22 protein-coding genes and 2 CRISPR repeat arrays (1 of these 24 running past the window's edge) are annotated in these 25,823 nt (G+C 44.0%); of the genes, 2 read left to right on the top strand and 20 right to left on the bottom strand.

All coding sequences use genetic code 11. From position 1 onward, the window contains the following. Nucleotides 1-287: direct repeats of the CRISPR family, unit length 33 nt; unit sequence ATTTCAATCCACGCACTCCATACAGAGTGCGAC; it reaches 218 nt to the left of the window's first position. A 181-nt stretch (nucleotides 288-468) separates the two neighbouring features. The 17 genes from cas2 to JOE49_RS15895 all read right to left on the bottom strand — a co-directional run bounded on the left by cas2 (nucleotide 469) and on the right by JOE49_RS15895 (nucleotide 22,003). After that, nucleotides 469-759, bottom strand: a complete 291-nt coding sequence (cas2, locus tag JOE49_RS15975) for a CRISPR-associated endonuclease Cas2 (RefSeq protein WP_023988276.1) — start codon at nucleotides 757-759, stop codon at nucleotides 469-471. A 10-nt stretch (nucleotides 760-769) separates the two neighbouring features. Then, nucleotides 770-1,801 carry a type I-C CRISPR-associated endonuclease Cas1c gene (gene cas1c / locus JOE49_RS15970; protein ID WP_209941825.1) on the bottom strand — a complete coding sequence of 344 codons (1,032 nt, stop codon included), beginning with the start codon at nucleotides 1,799-1,801 and terminating at the stop codon, nucleotides 770-772. Next, a complete protein-coding gene (cas4, locus tag JOE49_RS15965; protein WP_209941823.1) occupies nucleotides 1,798-2,457 on the bottom strand; it encodes a CRISPR-associated protein Cas4 in 660 nt (219 codons plus the stop codon). The genes cas1c and cas4 overlap by 4 nt, the downstream gene beginning before the upstream one ends. Then, the gene (gene cas7c / locus JOE49_RS15960) at nucleotides 2,444-3,319 is read right to left on the bottom strand and encodes a type I-C CRISPR-associated protein Cas7/Csd2 (protein WP_076156845.1); all 876 of its coding nucleotides are present in this window, start codon (nucleotides 3,317-3,319) and stop codon (nucleotides 2,444-2,446) included. The genes cas4 and cas7c overlap by 14 nt, the downstream gene beginning before the upstream one ends. Before the next feature lie 49 nt (nucleotides 3,320-3,368). After that, the gene (cas8c, locus tag JOE49_RS15955) at nucleotides 3,369-5,309 is read right to left on the bottom strand and encodes a type I-C CRISPR-associated protein Cas8c/Csd1 (protein ID WP_209941821.1); all 1,941 of its coding nucleotides are present in this window, start codon (nucleotides 5,307-5,309) and stop codon (nucleotides 3,369-3,371) included. Beyond that, nucleotides 5,306-6,025 (bottom strand): type I-C CRISPR-associated protein Cas5c, encoded by a 720-nt coding sequence (cas5c, locus tag JOE49_RS15950; RefSeq protein ID WP_023988272.1) that lies wholly within the window; start codon nucleotides 6,023-6,025, stop codon nucleotides 5,306-5,308. The genes cas8c and cas5c overlap by 4 nt, the downstream gene beginning before the upstream one ends. Before the next feature lie 113 nt (nucleotides 6,026-6,138). Beyond that, the gene (cas3, locus tag JOE49_RS15945; RefSeq protein WP_209941819.1) at nucleotides 6,139-8,622 is read right to left on the bottom strand and encodes a CRISPR-associated helicase Cas3'; all 2,484 of its coding nucleotides are present in this window, start codon (nucleotides 8,620-8,622) and stop codon (nucleotides 6,139-6,141) included. Nucleotides 8,623-8,706: 84 nt separating this feature from the next. Then, nucleotides 8,707-9,012, bottom strand: a complete 306-nt coding sequence (locus JOE49_RS15940) for a hypothetical protein (RefSeq protein ID WP_209941817.1) — start codon at nucleotides 9,010-9,012, stop codon at nucleotides 8,707-8,709. A gap of 855 nt (nucleotides 9,013-9,867) precedes the next feature. Next, nucleotides 9,868-10,441: a CRISPR direct-repeat array (repeat unit 32 nt; unit sequence ATTTCAATCCACGCACTCATATAGAGTGCGAC). A gap of 246 nt (nucleotides 10,442-10,687) precedes the next feature. Beyond that, nucleotides 10,688-11,497 carry an SDR family oxidoreductase gene (locus tag JOE49_RS15935; protein ID WP_023988269.1) on the bottom strand — a complete coding sequence of 270 codons (810 nt, stop codon included), beginning with the start codon at nucleotides 11,495-11,497 and terminating at the stop codon, nucleotides 10,688-10,690. Between the two features lie 265 nt (nucleotides 11,498-11,762). Further along, on the bottom strand, nucleotides 11,763-12,599 hold the full coding sequence (locus JOE49_RS15930; protein ID WP_023988268.1) for a hypothetical protein: 837 nt from the start codon (nucleotides 12,597-12,599) through the stop codon (nucleotides 11,763-11,765). A gap of 12 nt (nucleotides 12,600-12,611) precedes the next feature. Then, nucleotides 12,612-13,364: a vWA domain-containing protein gene (locus tag JOE49_RS15925; RefSeq protein WP_013309992.1), complete on the bottom strand. Its 753-nt coding sequence runs from the start codon at nucleotides 13,362-13,364 to the stop codon at nucleotides 12,612-12,614. Between the two features lie 84 nt (nucleotides 13,365-13,448). Then, a complete protein-coding gene (locus JOE49_RS15920; protein WP_209941815.1) occupies nucleotides 13,449-15,494 on the bottom strand; it encodes a serine/threonine-protein kinase in 2,046 nt (681 codons plus the stop codon). Between the two features lie 200 nt (nucleotides 15,495-15,694). Then, the gene (locus tag JOE49_RS15915; RefSeq protein WP_013309990.1) at nucleotides 15,695-15,970 is read right to left on the bottom strand and encodes a WXG100 family type VII secretion target; all 276 of its coding nucleotides are present in this window, start codon (nucleotides 15,968-15,970) and stop codon (nucleotides 15,695-15,697) included. Between the two features lie 248 nt (nucleotides 15,971-16,218). Then, nucleotides 16,219-16,755 (bottom strand): WXG100 family type VII secretion target, encoded by a 537-nt coding sequence (locus JOE49_RS15910; RefSeq protein ID WP_209941813.1) that lies wholly within the window; start codon nucleotides 16,753-16,755, stop codon nucleotides 16,219-16,221. Nucleotides 16,756-16,760: 5 nt separating this feature from the next. Next, the gene (locus JOE49_RS15905) at nucleotides 16,761-17,603 is read right to left on the bottom strand and encodes a hypothetical protein (protein WP_209941811.1); all 843 of its coding nucleotides are present in this window, start codon (nucleotides 17,601-17,603) and stop codon (nucleotides 16,761-16,763) included. A 16-nt stretch (nucleotides 17,604-17,619) separates the two neighbouring features. Further along, a complete protein-coding gene (gene essC, locus JOE49_RS15900; RefSeq protein ID WP_071558844.1) occupies nucleotides 17,620-21,615 on the bottom strand; it encodes a type VII secretion protein EssC in 3,996 nt (1,331 codons plus the stop codon). 67 nt (nucleotides 21,616-21,682) lie between these two features. After that, on the bottom strand, nucleotides 21,683-22,003 hold the full coding sequence (locus tag JOE49_RS15895; RefSeq protein ID WP_068940679.1) for a hypothetical protein: 321 nt from the start codon (nucleotides 22,001-22,003) through the stop codon (nucleotides 21,683-21,685). A 389-nt stretch (nucleotides 22,004-22,392) separates the two neighbouring features. Here JOE49_RS15895 and JOE49_RS15890 point away from each other — a divergent pair, with 389 nt between their 5' ends. Beyond that, entirely contained in the window at nucleotides 22,393-22,632 is a 240-nt protein-coding gene (locus JOE49_RS15890; protein WP_013370782.1) for a hypothetical protein, read from the top strand. A gap of 128 nt (nucleotides 22,633-22,760) precedes the next feature. On the opposite strand, the gene JOE49_RS15885 is transcribed toward JOE49_RS15890, so the two are convergent. Then, nucleotides 22,761-22,910 carry a hypothetical protein gene (locus JOE49_RS15885; RefSeq protein WP_023988262.1) on the bottom strand — a complete coding sequence of 50 codons (150 nt, stop codon included), beginning with the start codon at nucleotides 22,908-22,910 and terminating at the stop codon, nucleotides 22,761-22,763. A 216-nt stretch (nucleotides 22,911-23,126) separates the two neighbouring features. On the opposite strand from JOE49_RS15885, the gene JOE49_RS15880 reads away from it, so the two are divergent. Continuing rightward, a complete protein-coding gene (locus JOE49_RS15880) occupies nucleotides 23,127-24,146 on the top strand; it encodes a flagellar motor protein MotB (RefSeq protein WP_245248386.1) in 1,020 nt (339 codons plus the stop codon). A gap of 118 nt (nucleotides 24,147-24,264) precedes the next feature. Here the strand turns inward: JOE49_RS15880 and JOE49_RS15875 are convergent, their stop codons facing one another. Continuing rightward, complete coding sequence (locus JOE49_RS15875) at nucleotides 24,265-24,603, bottom strand: L,D-transpeptidase (protein WP_023988260.1); 339 nt, start codon at nucleotides 24,601-24,603, stop codon at nucleotides 24,265-24,267. Nucleotides 24,604-24,685: 82 nt separating this feature from the next. Then, on the bottom strand, nucleotides 24,686-25,783 hold the full coding sequence (rsgA, locus tag JOE49_RS15870; RefSeq protein ID WP_209941809.1) for a ribosome small subunit-dependent GTPase A: 1,098 nt from the start codon (nucleotides 25,781-25,783) through the stop codon (nucleotides 24,686-24,688). Nucleotides 25,784-25,823 lie beyond the last annotated feature (40 nt).

Here is a 25,823-nt window from a genome sequence, read left to right as displayed (position 1 = left end):
CTCCATACAGAGTGCGACTGCTTAGCTCCATTATGTCCGCAGTAGCCAGGAGATTTCAATCCACGCACTCCATACAGAGTGCGACTTCAAATAAAAATTTCTAGCCCCATAGGGGATAAATTTCAATCCACGCACTCCATACAGAGTGCGACGGCTACCGAACAATATTATATGGAAGGAGGTTTTATTTCAATCCACGCACTCCATACAGAGTGCGACCCTGATGAAACGGAAGTTATTTCATTCTTGAAAGAATTTCAATCCACGCACTCCATACAGAGTGCGACAGCGAAAATGCAGGAATTCATACCCTAATGATATCAATTCCACACATTGTCGCAAAAACTGATGCCAAAAAGGCTTGAGTCAACCATTGACTTTTACTGAAGGTAACTGATTTAATTGCTTTTCGACAAATTTCGCGGTGCGAAGGATCCGGGGTTTTTATGTGAGCTTCACATTCGCACCTTATAAAATTAGTGGGCTTTCCATATCGTAAGCTTCCTTTGCCCCTATATGCTCTACTTTCTTCTTGTAGTTATCTCCTAAGTTGTAGAAGCGCAAGCTGTCTTCTTTTGGGTCTATTAATTCTTCGAGTTCATACTTTAAACTGCGGAACTGGGTCGAGTCCAAAATACATTCAAACACAGAATTTTGCACCCTTTGTCCGTGATCTACGCACTTTTTCGCAACCTTTGCCAGTCTTTTTCTACCTTCTCTGTCTACTGTGCTTACATCATACGTGATCAAAATGAGCAAGTGTTCACACCTACTTCCACAAAAATGGAGGGTACTCGTCCAGATCTCCCCGAATATATCTAGCCAAGAGCAAAGCCTGTGAATAGGGCACCAGTCCCCAAGACATTTTCTCATTCAAATAAGGATGAATCATTTTTTCCTGTTTTCGTTCTTGCCATGCCTTCAATACGATTTTCCTCGTATCATCGTCCATCATCACAGCCCCGTTTTCTTTTTTGTAAAATCCTTTCCCATGAATCAATTTTTTATTAATCAATGTAAGGACAAAACGGTCGGCATATACTCCTCGAAGCTCTTCCATCACATCCAGTGCCAAGGAGGCTCGCCCTGGACGATCTCGATGCAGAAAACCTACATAAGCATCCAGACCGACAGCTTCCAGTGCAGATTTCATATCGTTGGATAACAGTGTATAGGCAAAAGATAATAGGGCATTCACATTATCTAGCGGCGGGCGCTTATGGCGCCCATGGAAGTAAAAATCATCTTTTTGCTGCAAGATCAGCTCATCCCACACGGAATTGTACTGAACTGCCGCCGTCCCCTCCAAACCGCGTAAAATGTCCAGTTCCTCCACTTCTCGGACTTGCTTCATGATCTCTGTCAAAGAAGCGGTCACCTTCTTCATGCGTTCCGTATCAATACGAAGTGGATAATCCCTCGTTGCCCGTTCCAAAATCCATTTATGGTTATATATTTTGCCTATAATCATATTTCTGGCTACAAGAGCACTTCTTCTATCATCATCGGAAATCCGGTACTGTTCTTTTCTCAGTACCACATTTCCCCGGCTTTCCCCGGTAACTCTCGCCAGGAAGCGTCCGCTTCGTGTCATAAAGGTTAGGTCTATATTGCGTGTTGCACAAGCTCCCATGAGGCCTGGACTGGCCCCTGAATAGCCAAAAGTGCAAACCGCCTCCAAATTGTGCAAAGGATACCGTGCAAGAATGGACTCTTCTTGTTTGATCACGATATTTTCCCCATCTAGTGACAAGTACGTATCTGGAATGGTCACAAATAATGTGTTTAGTAGTTTTTTCATTCAGCTATCCTGCTTTCAATAAAGCTTGAAACTGATTTTTTATTCAATATTTCGGGAACACATATGTTATGTATTGAGCAGCTCAGGCAGTGTGGTCCCGCTTTGGCTTTAGGTGTATGATTTCGTTCAAAATAATGCCGCATTTCCTGCAAGCTTGTACGCACACGCTCTCGGTCAGCCGCCGTGATGATGACCTCTACACGGTGTTTGATCTCATCGTAATAAAAGTAGCCTTTTGAAATCTCACACACGAGCATTTCTTCAAGACACATCACTTGTGCGACCAATTGTGCATGATCCGAGTCATTTCGTTTCGGTTTGCCACGCTTGTATTCAACAGGAAAAGGAAGGTAGGTACCTTCCTCCCCTGCAAGCGGAACACCAAAGGGATCACATATGAACTCCACCACGTCACAGATTCCCGTAATTCCAAGCTCTCTGGAATGTACAGGTAACGCGCGTACGATGAGCTTATCCCCTCTTTTTTCACGAATCATGGGCTGATCGGCTTTCCTGTGCAAATGATTGCCCTCAATCGTCCGCACGTTTTCTTCCCATTGCTGCTCAATGTGAATAAGCGCCCACTGCCTTCTACAAAAATTAAAATGCTGTAAACCGGATAGCAGCAAATAATCTTCTTCGTTATAGCCCTGCATACTCTTGGACCTCTAAGCCTTCGAGCGGTGTTAATATACATTCATAATGTGTATCAAACGATTTGTCAATTGCACTTACATTTTCTTTCGGTTTCACTTCCAAAGATCGGTGTACTTTAGCAGATGAGTATTTTCCGAGTTTGGAATTGTGCTCCCACCAATAGACTTTATGAACCTCCATACTACCGTCAGGACGAGCGGATGAGACATCATTTTCAAATAACGAAATCAGCGCATCCTTGATCTTTCCAGCATCTTCGTTGGTAAACCCTGTTTTTTCAGCTAGCTGCGTATTGATACTTCCTTTGAAAAGGTACACGCCGAAATCCACCCGATGCTTCATCCCCATCGTATCGGAACCTCTTTCTTTCCCTGGTTCGGAGTTTACACTTTTTGTAATTTGCATACTTGTAATATCAATAGGATCTATACTGGTTGCCGTATGTATAGATACAGGCCCTCTTACCCCAACGGACACTCCTGCTCCCTTACTCGCCGCCTTGAACGCAAATACTTGACCGAAGCTACGAACATCTATCCATTCCTGACAGGCAATTTTAGCAAATTCATCACTTGAGCCTTCCTTGCCCTTGAAGAATTTTTCCAATTCAGGATTGGCATCTGCACGTTCTCTTAAACTATTAAAAGCATCCGATTTACGATCATTCGATTGAACAAAAATAGACTCTCCCATGTCTTGCAGACGATTTCTCAATTTCCGTTTCAGAGCCACATCTGAAATCTCACCATAACCATCATAATTTTGCCGCGGACGATTACCATTCAGGGGATCGCCATTGGGATTTGCTCTAGTAACCGACAATACAACTGCGAAATCAATTTTGTGATCCAACACGGACATATGATTACTCTCCTTTAATGTACCCACATATTTTTAAAGTTACTTAGGATTATTGCTGTTCATTCATGTCTAAGGTGTTGTTCTCTTTGTTGTCGTTATTACCCTCAAGATCTTTTTTATGATTATTATGGTAGATTTCATAGCGTTGGCTACTGAGTCCTAACAAGTATTTCCCGGTCAATGGTTTATTGTTGAATTCGTTGAAGGGGATTTTGTGAAGCACTTCATCAATCATATTGGAATAATAGCTTAAGCGTTTACCAAGTCTGGCCTGATGTGGCTGCAAGGCATTCTGAATGGTCCTCCAGGTTCTTTCTGGATGTTGTGAGAATGCATTCATATATCGGATTGCATTTGTAGATCGTTTCTCATCCTTGTCTAATGCGCTTCGTTCCATCACATCTGCTATCGCCAACAGTCTGCCAAATAAATAACTGCGATCCATATTTTCTTTATCTAATGCCACATTGTATCCCTCCCGTTGGTTAACCAAAGCACATGTCACGCTCAGTGTTTTCTCCCATTCCCACTTGTCCATGGATACCGGGCTAGAGGCGCGGTTAATAGCACTCCTCACAATATCCTGAGGAATGTTTTGACCATCTACTATACAGGGGAGCATTCGTTCCATCAAACCCTTAACGAGTTTATCATTAGCCTTTGAACCGTATGCTGCAAAAGCAATATCTTTCGTTGCTGGAGCACCCCAAAATTGTAAATATTCACCTTGCTCATCCTTCTGATAGCGATGAAGCCATACACAGGTGGAATGCCAGTGAATAAGCTTTTCAAAATACAATTTTTTATCCAAATTCCGATAATAGATCACAGCCATCCGTCCTGTTGTTGCTGAGTCAAGTACAAGAATATTGACTTTTGCTTTGGAACTAGATTTGACAGCTAGTGTATTGGCATAACCCGTTAACGCTTTGGCTAATTCAAAAGCAAACTCTTCGTTTGTATGACTTTTTATTTCTTTAGCCTTGGATGGCAAGCCCATTGCAAAGATATTATCATTTTCGGTAAAATTCAGAATACTCGGTTCATCATTTCCCCACACTAGAAAAACACGTTGCTCCATGACTTTACCTTGACGGTTAATGAGCCATTTTAAGGCATTATGAGCCTTTTGAGATACTTCATAGCTGATACTTGCAGCTTCATGACTGTGGGCAAATCGTCCTCTGAACGTGAATCCACTCGTATCATTGGCGGAAATCAACTTCGCCTTATCCCCGGAATTTCTGATTTTATTGGCATGCTTGTCTGTGCTAGGGAGCTGCCTTCCGGTAACATAGCAAATGTCTTCTTCTCCCAGCAACTGGCTATAGTAACCAACAAATGAATCATACATTTCTTTATCTTCCCAAACTTTAGCTAAAACTTTATCTGGAGAGTACACATTAAAACGAATGAATACGCTCTCTTGTTCACCAGGAACCGCTGTAAATATAGGTGGTTTTTCCCCATGTATAGGTTCGTACTTCTTGTCCCATGTACTTATTAATTTCTGATCCGCATCAAGATATAAAATTGACTCGTCTACTAAGTCTTTAATCAGGCGGCGCTTGCTTAAGTAACGATATATGCTTTTCACCTTTGAAGTGGCATAATCTGAAGTAGCCCAGCCTTCTAACTGCTGAATATAAGCAGAAAACGGCTCTTCTTTTTTTATTTTTCCACCATATGCTACAAAATCTCCGGCAACATAGCTTAATTTATCATGCAGCGGATAAGGTGATATGACAGAGCCGGCTCTACTGGCGGATTTTTCAGTAGAAGGAATCAATGTACTAAACTCATTTTTATCCAATATCCTGGCTGAATGAAAATCACCTTGTTCTGTAACTTCGACTTCGATCTGCGCATTTTGGGTCGTGTGGGAAATAGGCAACAATGTATATTCACGATCATTATGTTTCTTCTCAATCACACCAACATGGTCAAGATTAGATTCATACGTTTCATATAAATTTAACAACCAGCTCATTTAATTTCCCACCCTTCCCATTGCGCAAGCAGCTCATCAGCGGATTGAACGTTATTTTCATTAAACCGTTTAGGTTGCATATTCGCTATTGTGCGAACTTGTGTGCATTCCTCCGGCCGAATAAAATCAATGACTCCGTCCTTCATTACTGGATTCCACAAACGGACTTCCATTTGATCCCTGCCTGTCTCATCTGGATAGTTAATCCCATGTACCATATTGCCTAAATGAATGTCACCATAATTATCGTAGAAACCTGCTTCTATACCAAATTCACAAGGCTCTACATAAGCTTGACATTCTCGTGTACCTAGAAAAATATCTCTACGTCCACCAGCAAGTAATGATCGCTTGAGAATGTTATGATGCTTATTCTCATTACGGTCATATTCCATCTCGGGACGATGCGGATTAAATACAAAATGAGCCTGAACCTCATAACAGGGATCTTTCAAGTAAGTATAATTAGCAAGGGTATTACCACCGCCATATTCGATGGGGCGAACGCCTTTGGATTCCATCCGAATAGCATGAAGAACACGAACTTTGTCTATTACCATCATAATCGTAGGCTTCCAATAAATACTTTCGACAATACCTTTTAACGCCTGATATGTTGGGACACTATAAGTTAATTTCTCACCACCAAGTTTGGTTAGTGGATCTGTGAACAGTGCATAATCTCCATAAACTTTAAATTCGATCGCATTTCTCAACTAGCATTTACCTCCTTTCTATGACTATTTTTTCTAAACCCAGTACCAGAATATTACTTTTGGCAGGGTCAGTCAATGTAGAATATAAGTCCCTAGACCCAATTAAAGTGTTTTTAAAGGATAAATCTACTATGCAGACTATCATTTTCAAGGTTAAGTCCATAACTGTCATCATAAGCTCCATCGGTTAGTGCATATATTTTTCCATCCAAAAAAGAAACTAACCCCTTATTTTGATCTAATCGGTCTTTCTCATAGTTAAATATATTAATAGTGAATTGCTGTGCCCTGCGTAACAAATCGGTAAGGTCTTCTATGCTTTGCTGTCCATTTAGGTCCGCGATGATCTCCTTTCCTTCTTTTTCTCCATCCCCATAAGGAACAATTACCGCCGTAGTATGATCCTCAATGACTTGAAAATTGTCCGCTGCGGTCCTATAGCTATTCGCTAAGAATAAGGGAAGAATCGTCTCATTTTCTTTGCAATAAGATTGAAAATAAGTATTTTCTATACGATTGGCATATAATAGTTCAGTCATGTTTTTTCTCAATTTAGGAATAAAATAATTTAAGTCGGTCTTTAACTCGGAATAATATTTTTGAAAATATATTTCCATGGACTGAGCTGATAATACGTTTCCGCCTAAGCAAGTTTTGTTACGTTTTAAGTCAATGAACATTTTTCTGGAAATCTCTTTACCTATTCTGATTTCTTTTAATCGCTTGAGATCTTCTTCTTCATGATCAATGACATATACTTGCTTCATTCTATCTTCTCCGTGGCGATTACATCTGCCCGCCGCCTGAGCAATGGAATCCAAACCAGCCAAGGACCGAATGACACACTTAAAACTGATATCCACTCCCGCTTCAATTAATTGTGTACTGATGCAAACGACAGGCTCTTTATGTTGCAGGTGATTTTTAACTTTCTCCAATATGGAATTGCGATGAGCTGGACACATGGATGTACTTAAATGGTAGATCGGGACTGTACCGCTTTCTTCTTTTAATCTGTGATATAGGTTTTTCACCACTGTTTTTGTATTTAAAATAACGAGCACGCTTTGTTCATCAGCAAGTCTTTCCTCAACAAAGTCGGCAAGTTTCTCCGTATTAAATTTCATATCCGTTGCTTTATCCACAATTTCAACCCGCTTAAACGCTTCTATAACATGGTTCAGGTCATGCACCATTTCTGCATCTGGTTCGATCTCTAGCTTGTTATGTACAAAATCCAATTCGGGTTGTGTAGCCGTGCAGAGAACAATACCTGAATGAGCATATGTTTTCAAAAAATTCACTGCTTGATTAAATAATGAAATACAGTGAGTAGGAACTTTTTGTACTTCATCAAAAATAATGACAGACTCGCTTAAATTGTGAAGTCTACGAATATTTCTACTGCCGCCAGCATAAAAAACATTTAAAAATTGCACCATTGTGGTGAAAATGATCGGCGAATCCCAATTGTCCTTAGCCAGCTTTAATTTTTGGCGCGTACTCACAACTACATCTTCAAGCTCATTACTCTCTCCCTCTTCTACATCGTCCATGACCACATTAGAATGATGTTCCAGAATATTCGCATCGTCCACTATTATTTCGCGAACTTCTCGGGCATTTTGTTCAATAATGGTCGTAAATGGAACGACATAAATAATATGTTTCTTCTTAAATGTTACAGCATGTTTTAAGGCATAACGAAAGCAGGCGAGCGTCTTTCCACCGCCTGTGGGGATCGAGAGCGTATGTATTCCAGAGGGCCTTTCTGCAAACTGTTCGCATTGTTCGGACATTTCTTTTCGAAGTAGATTAATAGGTGTATTGGCATCCTTGGCTGCTTGTAGGGATCTGATGTGCATCATTAATTTTTCGTAATACTCATGAAATAACTTTTGGTAATTCATTGCTTCAACTGCGATCTTATCGCCCGTGTTCTTATTTTCTTCAAAGCAGCGAGTATTGGTTCGATCTGCATCGATCAAAGCGCTAAACACAAACTTGGATAAATACATCAATTTGAGTTCAAAATCTGCCTCATCATCTCGGTTCATATATTGATCCAACTCAGCCTTTGCTTGATTCACATAATCAAAAAATGTAGATTCCTCCATGACCTGCTTATAGAAAAGCGTTACTGCATCTTCAAACCCCTCTATCTCTAGGTCACGCACCCGATACAAAAATCTTGATTCCAGCTGTGGGTTTAAAAAATCCTGCAAATAAGAATGGTGTGAAATAATAGCGTTTGCTACAACTTCGGTCAATACATATTTGATAAATAAATCCTGCTTATCGAATGTGCCTTTAGGTTGAATGTGAAAAAGATTAAATAATAACTTTCCACCCGCACTAGAATGATCTACACTTCCTCGTTTCGGTGGATTGTCAGGATTTTGTACCGCCAAACGTATGTAATTTTGAAACTTTTCCGTGTACTTCCCCAAGTCATGAAGCATGCCAGCGAGTCCGGTGATATGTCGAATACCTATTTTGTCTCCATAGGCTTCAGCTATTTGTCGGGTTTCCAATAGATGTTCGGCAACCGTTTGAATCTCTTGGTCGCTTTCCCGTATGTGGGCGATATATTGCATTTTTTAATCTCCTTGTCCAATTGGGGTATGAGCATTGTTGAATTAAATACCGCAAATGAAGTCCACTTTAAGTTTGTTTTATCTTTAAAATTTGATCTTTTCTCCAAGTATTATCGGAGTAATAATGTCTGCTATTGCACAATTCTTTCGTTTGACTTCATTAGCAAGCGCCCTTAATTTTCGCTTCGTATCTCTAAGTTCTTCTTCCATCCGTTTAAATTTCTCTTTAGCATCTGGTTCACATATATTATTCCAAATTCCAATTTCGTCGGCAAGTATCCCTTTGGCACGAAAATAATCCAATAGCTCATCTCGATCTAATAAATCTACTGGTAACACTATAATAATTTCGTTCCGACAATCCACTTTTTTTGAACTGCTTTTTCTCACGATTTTTGGTCACTCCTTTATAGTTATACTTGATTAATGTTTATCAATAAAATATCATCCCAAGTCCAATGATAATTCTAATTAAATTCTATAAGAACGATATAAATCACACAATAACATATATCCCTAAAAAATAACAATAATCACATTTTGCATAGGTTATCTCTTTAATAAAAAATTGCTTTAAAATAACAATTTATGATACACTCGGCTTGTCGCTGTATAGCGTGGATTGAAAATTATATAATTGTATTAGAGAAGCCCGCCCTTAGCGGGTTTTTTCATTTTTCAAAAAATATAAATTCCGTTTCTTCGTCCTACTCTCTTCCTCCTGTTTACCTAAGATATTGCTATACTGCTGTATAGGAGACACATACAAGTCAGTTACCGCTTTTTAGAATTATACCTTGAACTTCTTAAGCAAATAATCCAATAAAATGCTGGGTGCCATTCTCACCACCATAATACGCGCAACTTCCCTTCACCAACCGAATATCTCTACCTCTCTGTCGATGAATACTATAAATGCGCTTTCTTAGCTAAGACCCATTTATATCATGTTTGTTTTGTATTTATTAACAAATTAATTTCAAATAAATAAAATATCATAAATTTTTATTATATGAACTAAATTACACAGAAACAAAAAAATCCCCAGAAGTTTATCTCTGAAGATTCTCGATATATGTAGGATATATGATCTGATGTAAAACTGAAATATATTCGGCCTAATTTCATTTACTGATTCTAAGCAGAATATGCCCCTACATTCCTGTCCCTCGCTCACCCCTCAATCCTACGCTTATATAGAGTGCGACGAGAGGCTTAACAGCATCTTCCCCCTACTCCCTATGTATTTCAATTCACGCACTCATATAGAGTGCGACTTGGAATGTGGTAGCCAATTATTTAAATAAGCAGGATGATTTCAATCCACGCACTCATATAGAGTGCGACGATATTACCTTGATCGTCTCATAAAAGACTCGGAGATTTCAATCCACGCACTCATATAGAGTGCGACGGCACAATCTGGCGGTGTGGAAAAGGCAGACGTCGTAATTTCAATCCACGCACTCATATAGAGTGCGACAGGGTAAAAAAAAGCTCATCAACTGTTACTTTATAATTTCAATCCACGCACTCATATAGAGTGCGACTAACAAACATAGATATTCGGGTTCGACTTATTATATTTCAATCCACGCACTCATATAGAGTGCGACTCTCACTACATTAATTATGTGGACGACGATGGCACAAGATTTCAATCCACGCACTCATATAGAGTGCGACGTTACTACTATTAATGAGTTAAACCGCTGAAATATTTCAATCCACGCACTCATATAGAGTGCGACTCAGGAAGGTAAGCACTCTCAAATCGCTGTATTTTTATTTCAATCCACGCACTCATATAGAGTGCGACAGCGAAAATGAAGGAATTCATACCCTAATGATATCAATTCCATGCATTTTCGAAAAAAACGATGCCAAAAAAGCTTGAATCGACTATTGACTTCTAACGAAGAAAGCTAATCCGAATCCATTTCGACAAATTTCGAGGTGCGAAGGACCCGGGGTTTTTATGTGAGCTTCACATTCGCACCGTAACCAAGACAATACACTCAGGATACCACAAAACATTTCTCTGTCCCAGAGAATGCTCTATTTTCTAAAACAATAACGACTCTGCCCCATCAATTACAATTTGTGCGCCAGTAATGTGACGCGAATGATCAGAAGCCAAAAATGTCACCAAATCAGCTACCTGCTCGGGTTGACCCGGTCCATCAGCCAACGGTTGTCCTCCTTCAGGAAACTTGACGGGGATGGTAATTTGTTTTAACCCTTCCGATTTCTCCGTGGTTTCATCAATATTGGTCGAAATGGCACCCGGATAGATGACATTCACACGAATACGGAACTTAGCCAGCTCCAGCGCAGCCATTTTAGCAAAACCGGTTTGACCCGCCTTCGATGTGCTATAGGCTGACATTCCAAAGCTGGTAAAGCGCTGATTTCCATTAATGGAGCTGGTAATAATAATGCTGCCGCCACCGTTCTTTTTCAAATGTGGTATTGTATACTTCACCGTCAGGAAGGTACCATCCAGATTCGTGGACAATGTTTGCCGCCAATCCTCAATGCTCAGATCCTCGATCGGTCCGACGACCCCGTTAATCCCGGCATTAGCAAAAATGATATGCAGACCGCCAAATAATTCAACCGCTTCCAGAACTGCTTTTTCCACACGCACCGGATCGGCAATGTCCACGTCAAATGCCCGCGCCGACCCTTCACGTATAGCATTAATTTCTCTTTCTGTCTCCAAAATACGCTCATTACTTACGTCAAAAAGAGCGACATTCGCTCCTTCTCTAGCCATTTGAATGGCCGTTGCCTTGCCAATGCCAGAACCAGCCCCCGTGATCAGAGCCGTTTTGCCTTCAAAGCGTGCGCCTCCTGCATATGTGTAGCTCATATGTATCGCTCCCTTTCAGTAATCTGTATAATCACAAGATTACCCAAAAGGATATACTTTATAATCACCATTTTTGCGCATTTTTTGCTATTCCTTTGCGATATTTGAGAAAAGGACGAATATTACGCGCATTAGCGCGTATTTCCTTCTCCTCCTCGTTACATTCTATAAATATCTTAACGAATCGTATTTTTCTATGTATTCATCAAAAAAAGGACGTTATACAACCATGGATATGGATGCATACGTCCTTTTGCTTATTCATTTACCACTGAAGCTCAATAAATGCAGCATCATCATCAAGTCCCCCGGTATGGGATGCGTCCAGCAATACCTGTATCTGCTCATCAGGGACAGGCTCGCGAATGGGGTCCAAATCGGATAAACCGTCCGTATACACCTGTAATCTCATCGGCATATCTGCGGGTATACTTCTTTCGTACCAATGAGGCTTCCCACCAATCGGCCCACGACTTGTTGACCAGCGCTCCGCTGTAGAAAAAGTATGATCGAACAGCTCGCTAATTTCCTCGGCACCGTTCCATAGTCGCAAACGTGAATCCCCTTGCCAGGCAAGTCGGAGACGGCCACGGCTACCACGCTTCGGCAGTTCGATTTTACCGCAAATATACATGGACTGGCTTCCCTGACGACGTTTATCTTCCAATACCGAGCGCATTAAGCCTGATTCATGATCCAAAGGCTGCCGATCCAGTTCCTCTGCCGCTGTACCTGCCAAACGTTCAAGATACCCCCTCAACTGATCAGCAGACAGATCTTGTCCCCGTTCCATCCAATCCAGTAAAGAGGAACCCAGATAGCGGGCTGCAAAATCTCCTCGGTAACTGAGCCCGACACCATCACACAAGACAAAACAACAGACGGATTTATGAATACGTACTGCGGCGAAATCCTGTCCGCTTTCCCCCATACTGGCAGATTCGGCAGATCTTCCATAGCCATAACGACACATAAAACGACTGTGATGAGATGATAAAGGCTGATCGCCTGTCTGAGAGCTTATGTAAGCAAATTGCTGAGTCAGCCTTGCATTCATTCCCTTTTTTTTGCTCGCGGGGAGCAGGGACAGCAGTGGATTCATGCTTTTACCTCCTTACCGTACAGGCGTTGCGGCCGACATTTGGAACCCAATGGACACCAGTTCCGCACAGGTTCCGGGCAGCATCATAATGGCTCCTTCACCTAACTGATAATCCGCCTCAAATAGCATTTCCCGATAGCTTTCAGGCAGTACAGAAGACATATCACGCAATTTCACAGCATGTTCATCCTGCAACGGCGTATTATGTGTCAGACCTTTCCATCGACGGGGGTCCTGAATAGGCGTTTCCAGCAACCTGTCGGATAAAAATATATTTTCCACCAGTACATTACCGTCCGGTACACTCATGCTCATAATGCGCTTCGCAATCGGTTCCGGATCATCGCCAGTGGAAACCCCATCTGTCATATGACAGACCAAAGGTGCAGGACAGTCCTGCATCCCTGGTAATTCTGCCTGCAAAATACGCTCAGCTTGCAGGAAGGCTTTTGCTGAATCTGAGAATCGTTTGGGTGTCAAATCGGGCAACGAACCAATGGCCGCGATTTCATCAATTCCCTTGACACCATTCAGCAGGTCATACACGTCGTCACTATAAGCCAAAATTGCAATCCGATAGCGCGCTGTCAGCCGATTTCCTTTGGTTGATCGGAAAACCATCTGCCGGATCGCCAACGATATAGCTTCATATACAACGTCAATACGCCGTCGCCCCTCCATCAGCATGTTCATCGACGCGCTGATGTCAATCAGGTAAATGATCAGGGCGGGAGTGCGTTGTGAAGCCTGTATTGTATAATTCATGGTTTGTACATGCTCCCCTCAGTTACCTTCTATCTTTATCTGTTTTGTAGCTATCATTCCGCCCATATATAAACATATGAAATATTAAATTTTAGGCAGTCTAAAATTCGTATCGCCTAAAAAATTATAGATCGAGGAAGCCCGATATCCCACTTCGCCTACCGAACGATAATAAGAAGGATTACTATCATATAGTGTTCTAAAACGCTTCGCAAAGCTCTTTGCCTTCGCAGCGCTTCCACCTTCCTGAGAGGCATATGCCTTGTTGTACAGGGAAATAAGCTGAAGAACGTTCTCCTTGTTTCGTGCATGCATAGACTCTTTTTGCTTTTGTTCCGCCTCGGCTGCTGCCTTACGAGCTGCCTCTTCCTGGGCGGCACGGGTTTCCTGCTCCTTTTTCAAAGCCAAGTATTTTTCATACTTTGCCTGTTGATCATACGCTTTTTGCTTCGCTAACTTGGCAGCCGCCTGCTTATTTTGTTCCTTTTGGGCGAGATAAGCTTCATATTTAACCTGTTGATCGATAAGGGCTTGCTGTCTCTTCTGCTCTTCCTGTTGCTTTTGAGCGGCAAGTACCTGCTGTTTGGCCTGCTGTTCCACTTCCTGGCGTTGTTTCTCCGTCAGCAATTTTTGAGCGGCTTCCTGCTCGGCTGCCAGCTTTTCCTCGGCCGCCTTTGCAGCCTTCGCTGCCTCTTCCTGCTTGGCCGCCTCGATTTGCCGCTGATTGGACTGACCTGCAAGAATATTCACGGCTGGGATTCCAGCTGCCAACAGAACGACTGCGGCCGCAGTTGTCACGATAAACGCTTTGGAGCGATACCAGGCTTTTGATTTTTCAGGTTGCTCCGGCGTCTTGGGATTCAACTGCTCCTCTAGCCCTGTGATCGCAGCCGACACCTCCACATGCAGAGGACTGCCGTCTTCTACAAAATGATACAACGACCGGTATACTTCCAGCGCTGCAGCAGGTTTGTTCTGCTGCTCCAAATCACGTGCCTGTCGGAACAGCTTGTCCGTTACCCCACGCTCTCCCTGCTCCAGGGCAGCCTGATTTAGCAATGCAGCCTGTTCAGCCTTGAGCGGTGCAGGCGCTGACAAAGAGGGTGCAGCTTCACTGGCAAGACCGCCCACCGCTGCCGATTCTATTGTTTCTGTCGCAACAGGCTCCGGTTCTATAGCCTCAACTGGAATTTCCTGCTCAGTAACCGCATTAAGTACAACCAGCCATTCGCCAAAAGTAGGGCAACTGCTTAAATCCTGACTATCCCAGGCGCGGCTGAACAATTCTACCACCTTGCTGCCCCAACGGGATTCAAGTGATTTTCGTAAAATAAAATAACGTTCGCAAGGCGTCTGCATTTCATGCTGATCAAAATAACTCTCGCCCCACGCTTTGTCGACTACAACACGGTCAGACCAGCCCAGCATTTCTCCTATAATAATTGCCCCTGCAAAACGGTCTGCATACGCACTCCATAACCCGCTGTGGACGGTACGATGTGCGGCATACCCTGGCGAACCTGCCAATAGAGCGTCTGGACGATCCATTTTAGTACTATACATTTGTTCCACGTCCACCAATTCCACAGCTGACGTGCCTTGAGGCAGTTCCACTTCAGAAAAAAACGGAAGCATCACATTTGGCGCCGATAAATCACAGTGCGCCAATCCTTTTTGCTCCATAGCTGAACCGATCCCTGCCAATGCTCTGGCTAAAGCCAGACTATCGGAAGCCTCAAGCTGACGCTGATCTGTGAGACAATCGAACCATGTCATACCGTGAACCCATGGCATCAGCACCGCATACAGCAAATCAGGCTGCTCGGCGATCAGACTTCCGTTTCTTTCTGGAGTGAGCACATCACGCTTGCATACCTGCAAACCGGGAATATCCCCGTATGCTTCCATATGCTCAGATTGATAAACCATAGCCGGGATGCGGAACTTCGGAAAAAACACTTTAAGGGCTTTTGCCTCATGCGGTGCTCCGTTTTTGGCATTCAGTTGGTATACAATTCCCTGCCGCCCTGCTTGAGCATAGGCTAAACCGGGTGCAGCGGGATGTCGTCCAACCACATAAGCTGTGCCGTTTATGATCAATTCGTCTCCCGGATTCGGTTGAAAAGACATGAAACATCCCTCTCCTTACATCATTCAGTATGCTAGTTTTCCTCACCTTATTATATACATCTATGGATGGCAAGAAAACCGGGTATCCGAAGATCGCCCGGTTTTTCCTGAACATCCTGTGCCAAACCGTGAGGAATGGCTCACATATTGCTTCTTATAGAGTGGTATATGACAAGTTAATGCCTATCAGGCAAGGCAACTTATTTCGTTTGGTCAACCGTACGGAATTTGTTAGCGATAGCTGTCAATTCTTGGCTGATGCTGTTCAAAGTCGTTACGAAAGCTTGCATTTGTTTGCTAGCTTCCTGAAACTCTTGGAAGAAGCGTTGTTTAGTCATACCTTCCCATTGACCTTCCATACCTGAGATGGACTGTGTCAAACTGGAAACGATCTGTTGGCTTTGCTCACCACTTTGTTTAAATTGGTTAGCCACCTGATCAACCTGTTCTGGGGTAATTAAAATGCGTCCTGCCATTTTTTGCGTCCTCCTTGATGATAAAAATGTTTTTGTTTTATCTAGTTCAAATTGTACTATGGCTATTTAATTCCCTACAAAAGGCAAAGGACCTAATTGTAACAATCCCACTTTTTAACTATAAAACAGCATCTAACAGTATAATATTAACAAAACAACCACCTAATAAGTCCCATAAAGTCGGGAATTGCGAAACGAATCAAGTAAATTTTGCAGTCGATCCAGATTGTCCCGGAACGCGATCCCAACTAAGCGACAGGCTGATCTCTTGCTGTAGACGGATCAGTAAAATACCATTCCTGCGGACTGCTAGAAGACGCCTGCATCAGAATATCCTGATGCAACGTTTCTACATCCGAAGACTGTACACCAGCAATGGCATGTACGACAGACTGCGGGTTTGAAATCAGACTGCCTGTTTCCGAAGCTTGCCCAGGCAGAATAGACGGTGATTGCTGATTCGACCAATCGAGCATTGTGACGGGTCGTCCCAATGGTTGGCTGGCAAATGACAGAATCGTTTGATAGTTGTGATCAACAGACTGAAACTGCTCTGCCTTTCGGTTCAGTTGTGTACCTGATGTATGGAGGTAAGCATGAATCTGTTCTGACATCCGCTTGGCCTGCATCCAATGATTCAAGATCGCCTCGCGTGCAGATACATCCCAATCCAGCGATTGTAACGCCTGCTCCAAACCTGCTGTTAACTGTTGAATTTGCTCCGCCGCATGCTGTAGCTGCCCGCTAAGCCCCCGAAGCACATCCGGTTCAACTCGAATGCGCATATCCATCACCCTTCTTCTGTCACTTCTTCATTCACTGCCGACTGTTTCAACCAATTTAATAATAAATCCACAAACTGATCCCTTGAAGCCATAGCTGCAATCAGCCAGTCTCCGTTACCACTTGAGCTCATCCGAAATATCCAGTTCATTGCAGGACACAGGACAAAGGCTGCCCGTTGTGATTCCCACTCCCTGCCGTTCCATACCAGCAATTGCAGTTCTCCTTCGGCTACACGAGAACTCAAAGACTGAGCCAGTCTTGCAGCCCCCTCTGCATCTCCGCTAGCCTCGGTCAGTTTACTGCTGATCAGAGACACACTTTCTCCTGCCGATTGCTCGTAAATTTTATTAAATGCCTGCTTGGAGAACATAAGTGCGGGGGATTCAGGCACAAGTCGATCTACCCAACCCATTTTATCAATCAATGTCTCGCAAGCCTTTTCCACATTTCCCAGATCGTACAGTCGATACTCATCGGGTTCATCAGCGGATTTCACGAGTTCCACTACACGCTCGTTCGTGCAATGGAGATAGCCTTCAAACCGCTTACCTCCCCGCACATAGCGTATACGGCAAGCCCTGTTGGATAATCCCGCGATAGCGACTCTTGAAAAAACGGTAGGAGGCATTGCTAGCTCTTTGCCCTTATCTATCCGCTTTAGATACCCCTTTTCCAAAAGAGTAGCTTTTACCTGCTCCCACTCTTCCGCCAACTCCTCTGCTAGATAGCCCTTAAACGGATCTTCCACCCCAAGCAGTCTGTCAGAACCCAGTACGCCTGCCAGAAAAAACAGTTCCTTCGCCTTGAGGGTTATTAACTTCTGCTTGGAAGCTTGAAACGTTAACATTATGAGCCACCTCCCTTCAAACTACAACATGCCATCGGTCACGAATTTTCGTTATCCAATCCTCACAGCTCACTTGCTCTGAGAAGGGAATTGCCGCTTTTATCCTGGTAAATTTGCGCCGTACGTAGTATCCCTGCCCAGGTGGCAGGACTTTTAGGCCACCAGCAGCGGCGTTCGCCTCCGAATAAGGGATACGAAAGAACGATAGATCATTCGAATCTAGTGTTCCAAATAGCATACCGCTTTGGCTTGCCTTGACATCATTAAACCAGTCCACACCAAAGGTAGGGAAATCAGATGGCACACCCGAGAGCACGACATGCACATTGCGATCACGTCCCAACCGTACAATGGCGGAGAGCTGATCCTTTATCATAAAATCGTTCAGTTGCTTGCTTAACATATCCGCATCATCAATGACCAGGAGCAATTCGGGATCATTCCCCTCCTTGTTCCGCTGTTGAACGATATCATACACTTTCTGTACCAGAGGTCCCATTTCTTCCTCGCTTTCGGCAGCAGCCTTAACATGAGGAAGATGCCGTAATCTAGATAGTCCTCCGCCTCCATAGCGTGTATCGATCGTATAGACTTCCAATTGATCGGGTGATGTGTAATAAGCAAGCGATATAATCCAGCTCATTAGAAAAGAGGTTTTTCCACCCTCCATTGGACTACCCACTATAAAATTGGGCCCTTCTTTCAGATTCAGGAGAAAAGGCTCAAGATCGTCACTCTGTAGACCTACAGGTACTTCATAAGGAAGTGCACCCGATGGTCCACTTGTTCGATCCCACTGCTGAAGCAGTTCCGACAGTGGAATCCGCTCAGGTAATGGGAGGATGGCTGGTGCGTGCTTGCCTTTCCATTCCTGCACAATGCCAGCAATATTGCGGCGTAACCGTGCTGATCGCTCCGCCTCATCTTCTCCTGGTGAAGGCAATGCCGTCTGGAACTCCAGCGGAGGAACATGCCCTTTAACCAGAGCGCGGCCTGGAATTAACGGTCCTGGCGTTTTGGCTGGTCGTCCTACCGCATAGTAATAGTCACTCGGGTCGGACATTTCAAAAGAAACAGCATTCGGTATGTTACTGCGGAATTTCTCAAACACATCGGTAATCCGGTTCGCTGTAATGATAAACGTAATACCTAGACTGCCTCCTTCTCGCAAAAGAGATTCCAGCAGTTCATTTTCATCTGGATAAGCATTACGGAAATTAAGATATCCATCAATAACTACGACAATTTGCGGAATATCCTCAACAGCAGAACGTCGATAAGAGCTTATTGTTTTGACACCAGCCTCGGAAAGCATTTCCTTGCGTACGGCCACCATCTTGAACAGATAACGGAACAGTCGCTTGATCCGGTCATCCTCCTCAGCCATCATAACAGCCCCGATTTGGGGAAGTTCCCCAAAGTCGCGCATCGTTCGACCCATATCAATGATATACCCGTTCCAATGATTCGCTGCAAAACGCTGAGCCGTGGACATCAGCAATGTATGCAAAAAGGTCGTTTTTCCCATGCCCGGCATGCCATACACAGCCCAATGACCATGATCCAGCGATGCATAAATTGGCTCCTGCCGCTGATTCGGCAAATCATCCACCAGACCAATAAGAGCCTTCAGCTCCAAAGGTGATGATGTACTATCTATTTCGGTGCATACCGGCAGATTTGTTAAATCCAGCAATTCAGGCAGCGGTGGAAGCCACGGTCCCTGAAGTCGTTCGATCCCTGCCTTAGCAGCCTCATTCGCAATATAATCAATAAATACTTGAAGCTGTTTAGGGGCTTCTTCTCCTTTTAAGCCTGAGCTTGCCCGTTCGCCGCCCGTCAGTAGCGCTTCACGTTTCCCGTTCAATCTCACTTCATGTACAGGTAGTGCAGAAGAAATATCGCTGTTGCCTATATACGGCGCACCACTCCAAGCAAACTGCATCTCTTCAAACACCTCGTCGCTACCCACCTGGAAATACCCTCGTCCCGGCTTCGTAATCCACGCGGCATTCGGTATTTTCAACATGTCACGGCTATCACCTTCGCTTTGCACCCGTAAACAGATGCGGAATCTGGAGTTACTCCAGATCTTATCATCTACGACACCTGCGGGCTTTTGCGTCGCCAAAATCAAATGGACACCTAATGTCCGCCCAATCGCGGCAATACTGATTAGCTCGTCCATAAACTCTGGCTGATCCCGCTTTAATTGTGCAAATTCATCAATAATAATAACCAGATGAGGCAGCGGTTGTTCCTGCCGCTGCCGGAGTAGTCTGTAATATTCATCAATATGCTGTAAATTGCCTGCATCGTTCAATATCTTCTGTCGACGAACCAGTTCTGCTTTAAGAGATATTTTGGCACGTTCAATCAAATTATTGTCCAAGTTCGTGATCGTACCCACAACATGCGGCAAGTTAACGAACGTGTTGGACATGCCTCCACCCTTGTAATCGATCAGCATAAAAGCAAGATCATGTGGATGAAACTCGGCAGCAAGCGAGGCTACGATGGACTGGATAACCTCACTCTTCCCTGAACCCGTTGTACCGGCGATCAAGCCATGGGGACCATGTCCTTGACGCTCTATCTTATCATGCAGGTTAATCATAATCCTCTTACCGCCTGCTCGCACGCCCATCGGCACAGGTAAGGTATCGGGATGGCGGTTACGTCGCCACCGATCTGCCACGTCCAGTTCTTCCACACTCGCTACGCTCATCATATCAAACAGAGGTAGCACAGCGGGAATGTCAGAAGCAGAGGAACGCTTCAAGCGAATAGGAGCCATGTACCTCGCCAATGCATCGGCTTCCTCTTTTGACAAACGATCCGGTTTAAAACTTTGCTGTTCAACCTCCGCCGATTCTGATTTGCGGGCATATACGCCCTGCTCTTTGGAAGCCTCCACAATCAGCTGACACTGCATCGGCAAAGCCTCTTTACGAGAAGCCAGCACAATCGTACACGCATCAATGGCTCGACCGTCCTCCAGTAACAACGGCAGCAACGGTTCTTCCTCAATCAGCTGGGTGTCAGATAAAACAACGATATAACACGGGACTTCCATTCCTTTGCCCTGGCGATCATTGCGATTATTTTTACGACGGTTCAGTCTGGCAAACAGAAAATCAGCTAATTGATGTGCACTGCTACTGCGGTCTGACATCATTCTCTGGATGCGGTCATCATCCCACACATGTGGGAGCCAGCGCATCCAAGTCCATTCACTTTCCTCTCGCTCGTCATAGAAGGAAGCAATTTTCACTTCATCTGGCGAGTGACGAACCGTCACCTGTGCCAAAATGACTCTTAACGCAGCAAGGGTATGCTCCCGGTCGCCAACCAATCCAACCACTTTGGATTGAAACAGCGGTAATGCAATGGAAGCAGCGTCTACCAGACGAAATTCCTCTTCCAGTTCATCCGCAGCTCCCAACAAAGGATCTCGGTCATAACCATCTGGACGTGGAATTTGCAATTTAATATGAAAGGGAACTTGTCCAGTCCCAATACGCACCTGCAAAAAGTCCTCATCCTCCGGTGATCGTTCCCAGAGTGAACTATTGCGGTTTTTGACGATTTGAGTGCATATTTGCGGGTCACCGTGAATTTCATATAGTGTGCGAATTTGCTCCTCGCGTTTCATTTCAAGTTCTTCACGATGCTTTTGAAGCTGTTCCCGGTACATCCGGTCCCGTTCCTCCAGATTGCGCTTGTATTCCTTCTTATTATTTAAATAGACGAAAAAAGGAATCGTATAAGATGTAAGCATCATGACCACAGTGACCATCTGGAACATCAAATAGTTACTGTTACCCATCTTGCCTGTTTTGCTCATATATACGTAAAAGCCTATAGTCACCAACGTCATCATTAACGGAATAAGTATAGATATAATAGAAAAAGACGGCTTGCTCGGCTCAGCCGGAGGCCGTAAAATCTCCAGCTTCTCCTCTCGGAGCGCCGGCCTTAATCTCGGGGATCGCTGGTATAATGCATTCAAGACAAAAGTCCCCCTTTTCGCTTACTATTTCATTTTACCAAGGTTTCATATAATTTCATGTGTGTATTTACCCATTTTTTTCACTTTGAAACAGAGAACGCCTTCCATACACAGGCGCTTCGTCCTGAGTTGTCGAAAAAGCGCGCTGAATACGTACAGTACAGCCTTCCCGCAAGCCTGATCCTGTGAGTAGCTGGTTATCCCCCACCCTGAACCAAAGCCCTTCCGGGAACTTTGCTTCCATAATATATTGCATGCCTTCCACCGGAGGTTCGCCGAAAATGCGCACACCCAGCATCAGCTTTAAATGTTCCACCGAGTATTCATCAGCTACCTCGATGTCAAACCACTCTGTTTCCTGTCGTCCTGAAAGCACGGTCAGGATCATCTGTCATCCCTCCCGATCCTTAATATATAGCAAAGTTCACGCAAAAAGCCTATTTCAACGGAAATATGGCTATCGTAACTGTAGCATCCGACTATTAGACTGTCAATTTGTTACAAAATACCCACTCTAAAAATTAAACAGCGACTTTAGTCATATTCTCTCACATTAGTAGAGTCATTGGTATCAATAATATGTATTTAATCGTTTCTAATACGGCTATATACGTCATTTTGTCGATTAGTTAGAACTAAATTCGATTGTTCCCTAGATTGTTGTGAACACTTTGTAAATTTTTCAGACCTTTATGTTTTTATAAGGTGTTTTTAAGGTAATTTTAAGAAACGGGCACTACAATAAAGCCATGAAATAACTCAGGCGAGGTGATTTTTGTGAGAACATTAATTACATTTCAAAACAAACGTATTCCCGTATACTTCAATCAAGAAAATAAGCAACCGGTACAAAAAACTTTAAAACTTCTAAGTAACACTTTGGAGAATAAAATCTCCAGCGGCAAGCGTGCCCTTCAAAAATGTCTTAACTCTTTGATCAGTATAGAGATTGTCGGTTGTGAAGCCATCCTGCATAGCGTTAGTGAAAATGATTCATTGGCATTGTCCCTCTATTAAGAGGGACTTTTTTTTGTCCACATTAGACACAAAAAAGAGAGGGGCATTTCAGCACCCTCTCCATATCAGCAGCTTTGAAACATGATACATGTGACTTACCGCAGCTTATTCATTTGATCAGACTCTATTTAAAGTATTCTGCGATAACCTTTTTTACCGCCTCGTTCCTTATTCTGCGCCTTCTCAATCCGTATTCTAAACAGTTCTAGTAAATTAGCGCGTGTATGCTCTTCCCGGCAGTTGTCCAGCTTTTTTAAGATAAAACGGTCAATGGACATATGACTCAGGCTCCTTTACAGCAAGCTGCCCCTGCTTTTCAAGGGGATGATCAGGCTATCCATTTTTAACCATTCTGTACGTTGTTTAAACAGGTACGTTCCTTAAGGGATAAAGCAGGCGGGATTACATACCCTTTAATTAGGGTAAATACATAAAGTTTCGAAAATTTTATCACGTTAAGACTGGAAGCTATGGACAAGGAGCGAGCAGAAACCATGAGTAAACACATGATTACCAAAATAGGCTGGAACCTTTTATGTGCATTCTTAATCCTAACGATGCTGGCTGCATGCAGCAGGGAAAAAGCTTCAACCCGGAGTATGGCCCAACATGAAGCTGAAGCACGTGCCTACACCGTAACGGGTAATCCCAACCAAGGCGCATCATCCCTTGATGAACGAGCTGCCAATCATACACCTATTCATCAGCAAGGCAGTAGCTATGTCGAAATATCAGGTCGCGTTAGCATTGATAAAAATACCGTGAAAGTTACAGGACATTCCAACCTCCCGGCCGGAGCACGGATCAAAGGGAATCTTGCGGTCAAAAACTCCCTGTTAACTGGGTACACGGATGAGACCACTATTCAAAAGGACGGAAGTTTTATACTCCGAGTGCAACGCCCTGGAATACAGGGCAGTATGGATCTGACTGTTCTATTCCGTCCGGATGACCAAGACAATGAGATACGAAATCTGTATGGCAGCGGTGGCAACAAATTGGAAGGTCCTTATGTATATCAATACGAAGAAAACAAACAGCTTTTGCATGAAGTTCGGATTGGGGCTGAATTTGATCCTGAACAAGAACGCAATACCCCTTTAGTTAAGCCCGTCTGGAACAAACCTAAGGACTACGGTAGTCCTCAAGTGTGGATTAAGCCTGATGTGAAGCAAGAAGGTAACTATTATCATGTATATGCGCGCAGCAATTTGCTGGAAGGGTCGAACGTCAAACTCACGATTGATTTTCCGGGACGATGGCAGTTTGGCTACGATGATCAAACCAAAGTTATGCCTGACGGCTCCTTCAGCATGAGGGTCAAAAAGCCGAGCCTTGCCAACCGTTACACCATAGTCATAAGTTTCGAACCAAACGAAGATATGTGGACCAACGCCAAACAGGCGTATGGTACACAAGGAGAACGTCTTTCGGGACCGTTAGTCAAATCCGCAGACGACAAAGAGGGCTCCAAACAAATTGAAGCCCGTATCCCTATCCAACCCAAATCGTAACTAAACACAGCATCTAACTTAAAGTTACGGCCGTTCGCCATGAAATACGCTTCACAGATACAGCCTATGACGCGGTATCCACGTCTGAGTAGATACAGAATCTAGTGTCGTCTAGCCGCTACGGCTGTATCGTGACTGGCGTGCCTATACTTACCTTTTCCTGAAGCTCAAGCACATCCTTATTCTGCATTCGAATGCAGCCATGTGACACCATCTTGCCAATGGACCATGGCTCATTGGTGCCGTGAATGCCATAATGCGGCTTGGACAGCCCCATCCAGAACGCTCCGAAAGGGCCGCCGGGATTGGGCTGTTTGTTAATAATCGTAAATTGCCCATGCGGTGTCTGTGTAGCCAGCTTGCCAATACCGACTGGATAACTAAGAACAATCTGATCTCCATCTTTCAAATATAAACGACGATCCGATAAATCCACCACAATGCTGTAGTTCGGCATATATTCACCCCTTTATACCCTATGCCGACTACAACATAGATTTTCTTATATTTTTACACTTGATGCTTCACTGCAGTTCGGCTTACCACTCCACATCCCGTCGCCAGCCGCTTCGCTGATCCCTACGACCCGGGGTTGTGCTTGAACGGCTATCTTTCCTGCGCCGGTCTGCCTCCTTACGCGCCTGATATTCCAGTTCCCGCTGCATTTTGCGATAATTGTTCACTCTGGATTCCGACAATTCCCCTCTCTCTATAGCTTCCTCCACTGCACATCCAGCTTCGCCCTTATGCTTGCAATCTGCAAAACGGCATTGCTGCGCCGTTTCCATAATATCCGTAAAGGTATGAGCGACCCCCATGGAATCATCCCACAGATTTAACTCGCGCATACCAGGTGTATCCAGCAAAACGGCTTGCTTTGCGATGGGAAAAAGCTGTCGGTGAGTGGTTGTGTGCCTGCCCCGGCTGTCTTCCTCCCTCACATCCTGTGTCAGTTGAACTTCAGACCCAGAGAGCCAGTTTACTATCGTGGATTTTCCACTACCGGAAGAGCCTGTCAAAGCAACTGTACAGCCAGGTTGAAGAAACGCCTCCAGTTGCTCTCTGCCTTCGTTCTGCAAAGCAGAAATAACGATAACAGGTACACCAGGGGCAACTCCCTCCGCTTCAGCAACCCGTTGTTCGACATCTTCACAAAGATCACTCTTACTCAAAACGACAACCGGGTTTACCCCGCTGTTCCAAGCCATAATTAAATACCGTTCCAGTCTGCGCATATTAAAATCATGATTCAGCGCATTAACAAGGAACAACGTATCCACATTGGTAGCGATCAGCTGCTCCTTCGTCTCAAAGCCCGCGGCCTGTCTAGATATTCGACTTTTCCGTGGCAAGACGGCATGGATGACTGCATCCGACACTTCATCTGGCGTAGTGATTGCTAGCCAGTCCCCTACGGCAGGCATTTCCGCCGGATCGACAATAGCATGTCGTAGCTTACCTGAAGCCGCTCCCCAGCGTTCTCCATCCATTGTGATAAGCTTCACCTTTTGTCCATAATCGGCAATCAAGCGGGCAGGACGTATCTGTGTATTTCCTACGCGTTCCTCAAAACTTTGCTTCCATTGGTCCCAAAAACCGTTCCAGTAATCAGACCAACCGTATTCATGTATACTCATTGTTTTCCTCCTGAAATCATTATTATTTTTTTGATCGTAG

Origin of the sequence: Paenibacillus sp. PvR133 (genome assembly GCF_017833155.1) — a bacterium.
Lineage (GTDB): Bacteria > Bacillota > Bacilli > Paenibacillales > Paenibacillaceae > Paenibacillus > Paenibacillus polymyxa_B.
This window is presented reverse-complemented; position numbering and strand designations above follow the sequence as displayed.

Bases quoted from the DNA above. Each gene is read 5' to 3' on its own strand.
- JOE49_RS15910 (WP_209941813.1), bottom strand. From the start codon at position 16,755: ATGCGCATTCGAGTTGAACCGGATGTGCTTCGGGGGCTTAGCGGGCAG.
- JOE49_RS15915 (WP_013309990.1), bottom strand. From the start codon at position 15,970: ATGGCAGGACGCATTTTAATTACCCCAGAACAGGTTGATCAGGTGGCT.
- JOE49_RS15880 (WP_245248386.1), top strand. From the start codon at position 23,127: ATGAGTAAACACATGATTACCAAAATAGGCTGGAACCTTTTATGTGCA.
- JOE49_RS15885 (WP_023988262.1), bottom strand. From the start codon at position 22,910: ATGTCCATTGACCGTTTTATCTTAAAAAAGCTGGACAACTGCCGGGAA.
- JOE49_RS15920 (WP_209941815.1), bottom strand. From the start codon at position 15,494: ATGTCTTTTCAACCGAATCCGGGAGACGAATTGATCATAAACGGCACA.
- JOE49_RS15875 (WP_023988260.1), bottom strand. From the start codon at position 24,603: ATGCCGAACTACAGCATTGTGGTGGATTTATCGGATCGTCGTTTATAT.
- JOE49_RS15930 (WP_023988268.1), bottom strand. From the start codon at position 12,599: ATGAATCCACTGCTGTCCCTGCTCCCCGCGAGCAAAAAAAAGGGAATG.
- JOE49_RS15935 (WP_023988269.1), bottom strand. From the start codon at position 11,497: ATGAGCTACACATATGCAGGAGGCGCACGCTTTGAAGGCAAAACGGCT.
- cas4 (WP_209941823.1), bottom strand. From the start codon at position 2,457: ATGCAGGGCTATAACGAAGAAGATTATTTGCTGCTATCCGGTTTACAG.
- cas7c (WP_076156845.1), bottom strand. From the start codon at position 3,319: ATGTCCGTGTTGGATCACAAAATTGATTTCGCAGTTGTATTGTCGGTT.
- rsgA (WP_209941809.1), bottom strand. From the start codon at position 25,783: ATGAGTATACATGAATACGGTTGGTCTGATTACTGGAACGGTTTTTGG.
- cas3 (WP_209941819.1), bottom strand. From the start codon at position 8,622: ATGCAATATATCGCCCACATACGGGAAAGCGACCAAGAGATTCAAACG.
- cas1c (WP_209941825.1), bottom strand. From the start codon at position 1,801: ATGAAAAAACTACTAAACACATTATTTGTGACCATTCCAGATACGTAC.
- JOE49_RS15905 (WP_209941811.1), bottom strand. From the start codon at position 17,603: ATGTTAACGTTTCAAGCTTCCAAGCAGAAGTTAATAACCCTCAAGGCG.
- JOE49_RS15895 (WP_068940679.1), bottom strand. From the start codon at position 22,003: ATGATCCTGACCGTGCTTTCAGGACGACAGGAAACAGAGTGGTTTGAC.
- JOE49_RS15925 (WP_013309992.1), bottom strand. From the start codon at position 13,364: ATGAATTATACAATACAGGCTTCACAACGCACTCCCGCCCTGATCATT.
- cas8c (WP_209941821.1), bottom strand. From the start codon at position 5,309: ATGAGCTGGTTGTTAAATTTATATGAAACGTATGAATCTAATCTTGAC.